At 72.9% G+C, this 4,821-nt stretch carries 6 protein-coding genes; 2 read left to right on the forward strand and 4 right to left on the reverse strand.

Annotation, left to right across the window (positions count from 1 at the left end):
* On the forward strand, window positions 1-212 hold a 212-nt coding region (locus L2I40_RS19090), incomplete at its 5' end, for a WecB/TagA/CpsF family glycosyltransferase (RefSeq protein ID WP_237216772.1).
* Between the two features lie 4 nt (window positions 213-216).
* Here the strand turns inward: L2I40_RS19090 and L2I40_RS19095 are convergent.
* The 4 genes from L2I40_RS19095 to L2I40_RS19110 are packed head-to-tail and all read right to left on the reverse strand — an operon-like array spanning window position 217 to window position 4,310.
* Window positions 217-1,236 carry a glycosyltransferase family 2 protein gene (locus L2I40_RS19095; protein ID WP_237216773.1) on the reverse strand — a complete coding sequence of 340 codons (1,020 nt, stop codon included), beginning with the start codon at window positions 1,234-1,236 and terminating at the stop codon, window positions 217-219.
* On the reverse strand, window positions 1,233-2,252 hold the full coding sequence (locus L2I40_RS19100; RefSeq protein ID WP_237216774.1) for a glycosyltransferase family 2 protein: 1,020 nt from the start codon (window positions 2,250-2,252) through the stop codon (window positions 1,233-1,235). The genes L2I40_RS19095 and L2I40_RS19100 overlap by 4 nt, the downstream gene beginning before the upstream one ends.
* An 11-nt stretch (window positions 2,253-2,263) precedes the next feature.
* Window positions 2,264-3,793, reverse strand: coding sequence for an exopolysaccharide biosynthesis polyprenyl glycosylphosphotransferase (locus L2I40_RS19105; protein WP_237216775.1), 1,530 nt, complete (start codon window positions 3,791-3,793; stop codon window positions 2,264-2,266).
* Between the two features lie 52 nt (window positions 3,794-3,845).
* Complete coding sequence (locus L2I40_RS19110) at window positions 3,846-4,310, reverse strand: GtrA family protein (RefSeq protein ID WP_237216776.1); 465 nt, start codon at window positions 4,308-4,310, stop codon at window positions 3,846-3,848.
* Window positions 4,311-4,460: 150 nt separating this feature from the next.
* Between L2I40_RS19110 and L2I40_RS19115 the strand changes: the two genes are divergently transcribed.
* Window positions 4,461-4,821: NAD(P)-binding domain-containing protein (locus L2I40_RS19115; RefSeq protein WP_237216777.1), on the forward strand; the 361-nt coding region annotated here is incomplete at its 3' end.

A 4,821-nucleotide genomic window follows, 5' to 3' on the forward strand; every position in this document is an offset into this window, starting at 1 on the left:
CGCGCGGCACGGCGCTCTGCATCGGGGCGAGCCTGCTGTTCCTGTCGGGCGAGGAACGCCGCGCGCCGCGGCCCCTGCAGCGCGCCGGCCTCGAATGGGCGTGGCGGCTCGCACAGGACCCGCGGCGGCTCGCGCGGCGCTACCTGGTCGAGGATCCGGTCCTTCTCTCCCTGCTGTGGCGCGAGAAGGCGCGTCGGCGTCGCGTTGCGTGACGGCTCAGCGCGTCGCGGGCAGGCCGCCGAGCACCTCGGCGCGCAGCCGCGCGAACAGTCCGCCCCGATGCGCCTCGTCGGTGCGCGCGAGATAGGCCCGCGCGGATGGCGTCGGCCCGTAGAGGTGTTCGGTGCCGGGGGCAGGGCGGAAGCGACGCGCCATGGCGAGCGCGTCCGGCCCCGCCGCGAGGCCCTGGCGGAGCACGCCGTTGCGCAGGCCCTTGAGCTGGTAGGCCAGGAAGCGGGGCAGCAGCGCGACCGGGCTCGCGCCGTGCTTCATCGCCACGTAGAGGCGGTTGCGCACGAAATGATGCCAGCGCGTTCCGCTCCAGCCGACACGCGCCTCAGGGCTCACCTTGTGGCGTACCACGACGTCCCCGCGGTAGCGGATGCGCCGGCCCATGTTGATCAGGCGCAGCGCGAGGTCGAACTCCTCCCAGGTGAAGAACAGCGCCTCGTCGTAGCCGCCTGCGGCCTCGAAGGCGTCGCGACGCAGCGCATGGCCGGCGCCGACGAAGGTCGCGGCGTCGAAGCTGCCGGCGGAGCGGGGCAGCAGTCCGCGCGGATAGCCCCAGGAGGAGAGGTCGTCCTCGCCGGTCGCGAAGACGACGATCCGGAAGGCGAGTGCCGCGATGTCCGGCTCGGCCTCGAGCACCGCCACCGCCCGGGCCAGCGTGTCCGGTGTGGCGAATTCGGCGTCGTTGTCGAGCGCGACGACGAAGGGCGCGCGGCCAAGCGCGGTGGCGCGGTTGCGGCCGCCGGCGACGCCGTGGTTGCGATCGAGCCGGATAAGGGTGGCGTCCGGCGCGCCGCGCACGGCTTCCGCGATGCGGGCCAGCGCCTCCGGCCGGCTGCCCTGGTCCGCGATCCAGACATGCTTCGCGATGCCCTGCTGGGCGCGGGCGGAGGCGATGGCGGCCACCGTCTCCTCGGCACGGTCCATGGCGAGCAGGATCACGTCGGCCAGCACCGGCGCGGCCGGCCCGCGGGCGCCCGCGACGTGCTCAGCGCCCGGGACCGTCATCGCGTCGGCAGACGGAAGTCGGGCGCCGGGACCGAAAGATAGGCGAGGCGCTTCACCTCCAGCCGTCCGCGCGTGACCGTGTCGAGGATCAGCCCGCAGGCGAGCGACAGGAACGACAGCAGCATGAGGCCGGTCGACAGGATCGCGGTCGGGAAGCGCGGCACCAGCCCGGTCTCAAGCCAGGTCTGGAACACCGGGATGGACAGCCCGACCGCGACCGCGGCGAGCAGCGCGGCGAGGATGCCGAAGAAGGGCAGCGGCCGTTCCCGCCGCACCAGCAGCCCGATCGCGTTCAGGATGCGGAAGCCGTCGCGGTAGGTGTTGAGCTTCGAATGGCTGCCCGGCGGCCTCTCGCGGTAGCGCGTCTGCAACTCGCCGACCGGCATGCGGAGTTCGAGTGCGTGCACCGTGAATTCCGTCTCGGTCTCGAAGCCGGAGGCGAGCGCCGGGAACGACTTGGCGAAGCGGCGCGAGAAGATGCGGTAGCCCGACAGCATGTCGGTGATGCGGTTGCCGAACACCATCCGCACGACACCGGTCAGCACGCGGTTGCCGAGCCGATGGCCCGGGCGATAGGCGGCGGCCGCGTCGGTCACGCGCACGCCGGTCACCATGTCGAGCCGCTCCTCGAGCAGCATGCGGATCATGGCCGGGGCGTCGGCCGCGTCGTAGGTGTCGTCGCCGTCCACCATGACGTACACATCGGCCTCGATGTCGGCGAGCATGCGGCGCACGACGTGCCCCTTGCCCTGCTGCGGCTCGCGCCGCACCACGGCGCCTGCCGCCAAAGCCGCGGCCGCCGTGCGGTCCCGGCTGTTGTTGTCGTAGACATATACCGTCGCCTCGGGCAGGGCGGAGCGGAAGGCGGCGACGACGCGCGGGATCGCCACCTCCTCGTTGTAGCAGGGGATCAGCACGGCGATGCGCGGCGCGGCGGGCGCCGCCTCGTGCCACGTCTCGGCTTCCCCGGCGATCAGCCGCGGCACGGTCACGCGTATCTCCTCCTCGTGGCGCATGCGGCGCGCTCCTAATGCGCGTTCCGCATGCGCACCACGATGAGCAAGGTGCGCAACACGATCACGAAATCAAGCCAGAGCGACCAGTTGGCGATGTATTCCAGGTCGCTCTCGACCCGCAGCAGGATCTGCTGCTCGGTCGGCGTCGGGCCGCGGTGCCCGCGCACCTGGGCGAGGCCGGTCAGGCCCGGCTTGACCCGGTGCCGCGCCGCGTAGTTCGCCACGACCTCGTCGAAGCGGCGGTTGCCGGCGCGGGTCCCCGGCGCATGCGGGCGGGGGCCGACGAAGCTCATCTCGCCGCGCAGCACGTTGAAGAGCTGCGGCAGCTCGTCGAGCGAGGTGCGGCGCAGGATGGCGCCGATGCGCGTCACGCGCGGATCGCCGGGACGCACCTGGCGCGCGGCCTCGTGATCGGTCGCCTCGACGAACATGGTGCGGAACTTCAGCACCTCGAAGGGGCGGTCGTTGAAGCCGGTGCGGCGCTGACGGAAGAACACCGGCCCGGGGCTGTCGAGCTTCACCGCGATCGCAATCAGCAGCATCGGGATCGCAGCGAACAGCAGCGCGGTCGTGGCCAGCAGATAGTCGGACAGGATCTTGAGCGCCGCCGAGGGGCCGGAGATCGGCCGCGCGCGGACCAGCGGCGGCAGCCGCGGTCGGTCGGGCGCGGCGAGGTGGTTGCACACCAGGTCGGGCACCACCCGCACCTCGACAGGGAAGGTCGAGAGCTGGTCGAGCAGTTCGAGCAGCCGGTCCTCCGCCGACCAGGGGAGTGCCACGGCCACGACGTCCACCTCGCCGCGCCGGATCATCGCCGTGAGCTGCGCCATGCCGCCGAGCGGGCGGAGGCCGTCGGCGTGCCGCACGCCGCGGTCGGGGCGGTCCTCCACCATGCCGATCAGGTGCAGGCCGGCGGGTTCGCGGCGCAACGCCGCCGCCAGACGCGCGACCTGCGGACCGCTGCCGACCACCACCGTCCGGCGCACGGCGCGCGTGGAGACCTGCAGCATCGCCGCGGTCAGCGCGCGGCCCGCGACGACGGCGGCCATGCCGAGCGCGGCGAAGGCGGCCAGCCAGGCGGGATTGAGCCTGTCGATCACGCCGAAGGCGAAAGCGGCCAGCAGGGTCGCCGCGAAGGCGGCGGCGCCGGCGCCCAGGACGCGCGCGACCTGCCTGCGGAGGTTGAACAGGATCGCATGGTCGTACGCCCCGGTCGCGAGCCCGATGGCGGCGGCGAGGCCCCCGATGAGCAGCACGACGCGCCCGGCGAGCGAGCCATCCGCGCGGAAATCCGCCGCCGCGACGAAGCCCACGACGGCGATCAGCGCGAGGTCGAGGAGCAGGACGAGGGCGCTGACCAGCCACGGGGCGATCGGGCGCGGCAGCGCCCGCACGGCGTCGTTCGCCGGGATCTTCGCGTAGCCAGCGTCGGCCAGGCCGTGGCGAAGCGGCGTCACGCCCGCGAGATCGGCCCCGGCGAGCACCTGGAAGGGTTCGGCCGGGCGGCCGGCGGAGGGTGGCTCCGCCACCGGAGGCGCCACGCGCAGGTCCGGCTCTGCCTTGGGTCTGGCTGCGCGCATCCGCCTGTCTTGGTCAGGGTCCCACGGCGCGATCGGCGCCGCCGAAGACGAAACGTCGCGAAAGCAGAAAGTTCCCGATCATGCCCGCGAGACTGCCGGCCGCCACACCGAGCACCGGATGCTGTGCCACCACGGCCACAGTCGCCACCAGGACCGCGTAGGTGCCGTAGTTGCAGGCAAACCCCACGAGGTTGACGACAAGGAAGGTCATCCATTGCCGCCATGCGGGACCATTCCCCTGTCCGCGAAAGGTCCAGGCGCGGTTCAGCGCCCAGTTGCCGGTCGCGGCCGTCACGTAGGACACCGCGCGGCCGCTGTAGAGGCCAAGGCCGAGCGCGAGTGCGATGTAGAGGACCGCCGTATCCACCAGGAAGCCGAAGGTCCCGACGACGCCGAAGCGGAAGAACTGGACGGCGGTCCGGCTTCGCTCCGGTCCCAGGACTCCGGCGAGCCGGGCTTCGATCGCGCGATCGGACATGCAACTCCCCTGCGGCGCCGCAACAAACACGAATGGACGCGCGAGCACAAAGCACGCCCTGGTGACGGGAACATGGCACGGCCGCCCATCCTGGACGCCTGCTGTCACGCCTGCGAGTGTGCCCTCGTGGCTGGCGAAGGCGTGAGCGGAATGCGGGTCGGCGTGGTCGGTCTCGGGCGCATGGGGGCGGCCATGGCGGCGCGCCTCAGGGAAACGGGCGCGACGGTGGTCGGGTTCGATCTCGATTCCGCGCGCAGCGAGGTTGCGGCGCCCGAACTGGCTGCCGCCCCGGTGGTGATCCTGTCCCTGCCTGACGACACGGCGGTGAGTGCTGTCCTGGCGCGCCTGCTGCCGGCGCTGCCGCCAGGCGGGGTGGTCGCGGACACCTCGACCCTCTCGCCGCTCGCCGCGCGGCGCTTCGCGGCCGACGCCGCGGCGCGCGGCTGCGCCTATCTGGATGCCCCGGTCTCGGGCGGCCCGGCGGGGGCGGGGGCGGGGAGCCTGACCGTCA

The organism is Falsiroseomonas oryziterrae (genome assembly GCF_021864505.1).
In the GTDB taxonomy this organism is placed as follows: Bacteria; Pseudomonadota; Alphaproteobacteria; order Acetobacterales; family Acetobacteraceae; genus Falsiroseomonas; species Falsiroseomonas oryziterrae.

Bases quoted from the DNA above. Each gene is read 5' to 3' on its own strand.
- L2I40_RS19095 (WP_237216773.1), bottom strand. From the start codon at position 1,236: ATGACGGTCCCGGGCGCTGAGCACGTCGCGGGCGCCCGCGGGCCGGCC.
- L2I40_RS19100 (WP_237216774.1), bottom strand. From the start codon at position 2,252: ATGCGCCACGAGGAGGAGATACGCGTGACCGTGCCGCGGCTGATCGCC.
- L2I40_RS19110 (WP_237216776.1), bottom strand. From the start codon at position 4,310: ATGTCCGATCGCGCGATCGAAGCCCGGCTCGCCGGAGTCCTGGGACCG.